6 protein-coding genes are annotated in these 4,228 nt (G+C 38.0%); 3 read left to right on the top strand and 3 right to left on the bottom strand.

What is annotated here, in order from left to right; all coding sequences use genetic code 11:
- Nucleotides 1-165 precede the first annotated feature (165 nt).
- Nucleotides 166-1,080 carry a nuclease-related domain-containing protein gene (locus V7266_RS22875; RefSeq protein WP_335471290.1) on the bottom strand — a complete coding sequence of 305 codons (915 nt, stop codon included), beginning with the start codon at nucleotides 1,078-1,080 and terminating at the stop codon, nucleotides 166-168.
- A 192-nt stretch (nucleotides 1,081-1,272) separates the two neighbouring features.
- Between V7266_RS22875 and V7266_RS22870 the strand changes: the two genes are divergently transcribed.
- Nucleotides 1,273-1,845: a TetR/AcrR family transcriptional regulator gene (locus V7266_RS22870; RefSeq protein ID WP_335471288.1), complete on the top strand. Its 573-nt coding sequence runs from the start codon at nucleotides 1,273-1,275 to the stop codon at nucleotides 1,843-1,845.
- Between the two features lie 39 nt (nucleotides 1,846-1,884).
- On the opposite strand, the gene V7266_RS22865 is transcribed toward V7266_RS22870, so the two are convergent.
- Entirely contained in the window at nucleotides 1,885-2,142 is a 258-nt protein-coding gene (locus tag V7266_RS22865) for a hypothetical protein (protein WP_335471286.1), read from the bottom strand.
- Nucleotides 2,143-2,253: 111 nt separating this feature from the next.
- Nucleotides 2,254-2,508: an alpha/beta-type small acid-soluble spore protein gene (locus V7266_RS22860; RefSeq protein WP_335471284.1), complete on the bottom strand. Its 255-nt coding sequence runs from the start codon at nucleotides 2,506-2,508 to the stop codon at nucleotides 2,254-2,256.
- A gap of 138 nt (nucleotides 2,509-2,646) precedes the next feature.
- On the opposite strand from V7266_RS22860, the gene V7266_RS22855 reads away from it, so the two are divergent.
- Together V7266_RS22855 and V7266_RS22850 are read left to right on the top strand one after the other, a co-directional pair.
- On the top strand, nucleotides 2,647-3,114 hold the full coding sequence (locus V7266_RS22855) for a DinB family protein (RefSeq protein WP_335471282.1): 468 nt from the start codon (nucleotides 2,647-2,649) through the stop codon (nucleotides 3,112-3,114).
- Nucleotides 3,115-3,190: 76 nt separating this feature from the next.
- On the top strand, nucleotides 3,191-4,228 hold a 1,038-nt coding region (locus V7266_RS22850), incomplete at its 3' end, for an MFS transporter (RefSeq protein WP_335471279.1).

Here is a 4,228-nt window from a genome sequence, read left to right as displayed (position 1 = left end):
AGGAGGATGAAGGACAAAAGGCACTAAGAGGAAAGAGAAAGTGTCCTTCATAAGGAGGATGAAGGACAAAAGGCACTAAGAGGAAAGAGAAAGTGTCCTTCATAAAGGAGATGAAGGGCTAGAAAAAAAGGCCCTTCAAAAAGTACTGAAGAACCAAAAAAGTATTTAAAATTCTTTATCATAGTGAGACCATTGATGAACCCCGACCATCTTATAATTCCTCCCTAATATTCTACTAATCCTTTTTTTACACCCAATCACCTTGCACCAATCAAAAATAGTGTTTGTTGTAATAATACTGCCGGGAAATAAAAGCTGATATTCCCTTACGCTGCGTAAAACAGCAGAGCTGACCATCTCCTCGTGCCCGCAATCCTCACAAGCACACTTATTCCCTTGAAGAGTAACAGCAAAAGAAAGGCATAAATCACAAGTAATTCCTTTGGTTTGCTGATCATAAGTATAAGGAGGAAGCAAAGTATAAGGAGATTCCTCAATATGAAGTGAGATTAATTTGTTAGCTAACATTTTATGTTTCCCAGTTAGGCTAGATGAAGCCATATCTAATCTTCTTAAATAGCTATTTACTTGAGTTGGATGAATAAAAGGTTTGTCAAGGGGAGCTTGGTAGAGGGTAAATTCAGGATTAATAAAGATGACACGAGCCTCAATAGTGGAATTGTATCCGAGATTCTGAAGTAATTGGCGGAGCAGGGATGCGCTTCGGTTCAATTGATGTAGTGGATTAGTATATTCTGCTTTAGGCCTCTTATATAATCTATCTAACTCATAATAATAATCACCTTCAAAGTTTTTCACTTCGAACAAATAAATAGTATCTGCTGTAATAATTAATGTGTCTATTTGAAAAAGGGTATTATTTACTTTTAACAGTAAATCATTAAGGATTAGACAATCACACGTCAGTTTTTCGGTTAGCACATCAAACATGACCTCCCCCTCATATCCTTTTTTTAGGCTAAGATAATGCTTTTTATCTTTCTCGGATAAAACAATTCGTTTGTTTAAATACCCGAGAATCTTTAATTCAAGTGATTCAAAACGAGGCTTATAAGCCATATGTCACAACCTTTCTAATTTATAAGTTTATTTTATAAAACCATCAATTAATATTTAGTCCACAAAGATGAATATTTCGTTAACGTTTATTGAATGTTCCATTTTTCATCCGTTTGAAACCAATCATCTACTATGCTATAGTAAATAAGAATATGACCACAGAACTAAATTAGTCAAATAGGAGGTCGTAGCATGGCTCCCGACAGAAGAACAATGATTGTAGAGGCGGCGACAAAGTCTTTTTCGTTATTTGGCTATAAAGCGACTACAATGGACCAAGTAGCAAGACTTGCAAATGTTGGTAAGGGTACCATTTATACCTTTTTTAAAAATAAAGAAGAACTATTTGAAGAAATTATATCTAAGTTAGTAAAAGAGATGATTGCCGAGGCGGAGATTGTCATCAAGACGGGATTACCATTTACAGAAAACGTCCATCGGGCCCTGACACGATTATTAGCTTTTCGTTCTCAGCACCAGCTGATGATCAAGCTCGTCCAAGAAGAAACAGAGATGGGGACATTAGCTGTATCCGAAATGTTGAAGCATGTAGAGGATGAAATCATTGCATATTTAAGACAAAAGATTGAAGCAGCAATGGCCAAAGGAGCTATTCCAGCTGGAAATACGGAAGTGATTAGTTTTCTATTGTTAAAAATGTACATAGCCCTCGTCTCTGATTGGGAGAGAAACCATAGCCCGCTGAGTTCTGAGGAAATTGCTGACGTAATGAAAATTTTTCTGTTAAGAGAGGGAACAAAATAAGGAAAGACTTGTGATAATGCACAAGTCTTTTTGTGTATATTAATATAAAAATTGCTTTGATGTACTAGTCACAGGTTCTTTCCGTTTACTGGCAAGTGTATACTCTTCCATTAACCCCAAAAAGATTCCAAGTAAGAAAAGGACGACTGAAGCAGCGGTTAATCCGATACCCAATCCGAGCGCAAGATTGAAACCGTTTTCAAAAATACTGAACAAAAGAAAAATGATTCCGAATCCCCCAACGTAGGTTGATGCCGTTTTAAAAGTTTGTAAGTTTTTTACATATTTTTCATGCATATCCACCAACTCCTTATACTGAATATTCTACCAATTGTCACAAATTTGTCAAACTTTTTTTAAAATAATAATTAAAATAATATAGGAGCCTTGACAAACGGCTCCCTTTAACTATTGCTTTTTACTCAAATTTTCTTGCGCCATTTTCACCAATTCGCGAACCATGCTTCCACCGAGTCGTCCGCCAACCCTTCCTGCCTGTTCAGAGGTCAGTTGGCCGTTATATCCCTTCTTTAAAGGAACACCAACTTCCTCGGCTGCTTCAAATTTAGCATTCTCAGGACTTCCAGATTGAACCACTCTTGCTTTCAGGGCATCCAATCCATTGCGGGCTTCTGGAACAAGTATTTTATTTCTTCTCGCCATTAAAATCCCTCCTTTAACAGTAAGGTTCCCTAATGACATAAATAATTGCACAGGAAGAAATGTAAGGCGTTTCGTTTAATAATATTCCATAAACAGTATAAAATAGAAGGCGTAATCTTGAGAGAGGAGAGGGATAACATGAGTAAACTATTATTTAAAAGTTTTGAGCTGACAAGAAGTTTTCTAATAAAAAATGTAGAAAATGTAGATGAGGCAAATGCAGATGTACAATCGGAGGGCTTCAACAATACCATTCATTGGCATGTAGGGCATGTCCTAACGGTTGCTGAACAATTTATGTTTGGTTTTCCTAAAAAATCAACTAATCTTCCAGCCAATTACATGGAGTTATTTGCAACCGGAACAAAACCGGCTGACTGGCAAGGAGAGGTTCCATCTCTGAAGGAATTAATTGAACAGTTAAAAGATCAAATCAATAGGATTAAAGAAATACCTGGAGAAAGCTTTAGTGAAAGGTTAAAAACACCTTTTCTAGGTCAAGAAACCTTTGGGGAGCTTACCAATTTTGCCATCTTTCATGAGGCTAACCATCTAGGTCAAATTCAAGCAATGAAACGAGTAATCGAGACGGCAAAAACGAAATAATACTTCATGAAAAGTCGTTTTTACGGACCGTAGAAACGGCTTTTTTAGCATATTTAAGAAGGAGAATATTGGCTTTATGGAAAAACAGCTTCAGAAAGAAAAGATATGGACAAAAGATTTTGTACTTATTTGTTTGGCTAATTTCTTTATCTTTCTTGGATTTCAAATGACACTTCCGACGATTCCCTTGTTTGTGGAAGACCTAGGTGGCAATGATCAACTCATTGGATTTGTTGTCGGCATTTTTACGTTTTCTTCGTTACTGCTTCGTCCTTATGCTGGTGTTGCTCTTGAAACAAAAGGTAGAAAGTTTGTCTATATAATCGGTCTAACCATCTTTGTCCTTTCAGTCGGTTCCTTTGGTTTCATAACGAGTATTTTCCTGTTATTTATGATGAGGGTAGTACAGGGTGGCGGCTGGGGCTTTTCCACGACTGCGTCAGGTACCATTGCCTCAGATTTAATCCCTGTCACAAGGCGGGGAGAGGGGATGGGCTTTTACGGACTGTCAGGTAATTTGGCGCTGGCGATTGGCCCTTCACTTGGACTCACTTTAACCGGTATTATCTCCTTTAAACCATTTTTTCTCCTTTGTGCGGGCTTGGGACTGATTGCGCTGATTTTATCATCCCGGATTTCTTATAAAAAAGTGGATCCAAACCCAGGCAAGGAAAAAACAAAGAGAAAGCTTTATGAAAAAGGGGCCTTGAAGCCATCAATACTGATGTTTTTTATTACAGTGACCTTCGGTGGAATTGCTGCCTTCCTTCCCTTATACACAGTGGAAAAGCATATTACAGGAATTCAATTGTACTTCCTATTTTATGCACTAGCGCTAATGGTCACGCGAAGCTTTGCGGGACAGTTGTATGACCGAAAAGGACTTCAAGCTGTTTTCATTCCGGGGACACTTCTAATTTTAGCGGCCATGATATTATTAGCTTGGCTTCCAAACAGCTTCATCTTATATACAGCAGCGGCGCTATATGGTTTAGGATTTGGAATGGTCCAGCCGGCCCTTCAAGCATGGTCCATCGAAAAGGTACCAGTAAATCGAAGGGGAATGGCCACGGCAACCTTTTATTCTTTTTTTGACTTGGGAATTGGCTTAGGG

The sequence above is a fragment of the Neobacillus drentensis genome (assembly GCF_036965645.1).
In the GTDB taxonomy this organism is placed as follows: domain Bacteria; phylum Bacillota; class Bacilli; order Bacillales; family Cytobacillaceae; genus Neobacillus; species Neobacillus drentensis_D.
Note: the sequence above shows the minus strand (reverse complement) of the source record. Positions and strands in the feature narration are given on the sequence as shown.

Coding starts and splice junctions, on each gene's coding strand:
- V7266_RS22865 (WP_335471286.1), bottom strand. CDS start 2,142: ATGCATGAAAAATATGTAAAAAACTTACAAACTTTTAAAACGGCATCA.
- V7266_RS22870 (WP_335471288.1), top strand. CDS start 1,273: ATGGCTCCCGACAGAAGAACAATGATTGTAGAGGCGGCGACAAAGTCT.
- V7266_RS22875 (WP_335471290.1), bottom strand. CDS start 1,080: ATGGCTTATAAGCCTCGTTTTGAATCACTTGAATTAAAGATTCTCGGG.
- V7266_RS22855 (WP_335471282.1), top strand. CDS start 2,647: ATGAGTAAACTATTATTTAAAAGTTTTGAGCTGACAAGAAGTTTTCTA.
- V7266_RS22860 (WP_335471284.1), bottom strand. CDS start 2,508: ATGGCGAGAAGAAATAAAATACTTGTTCCAGAAGCCCGCAATGGATTG.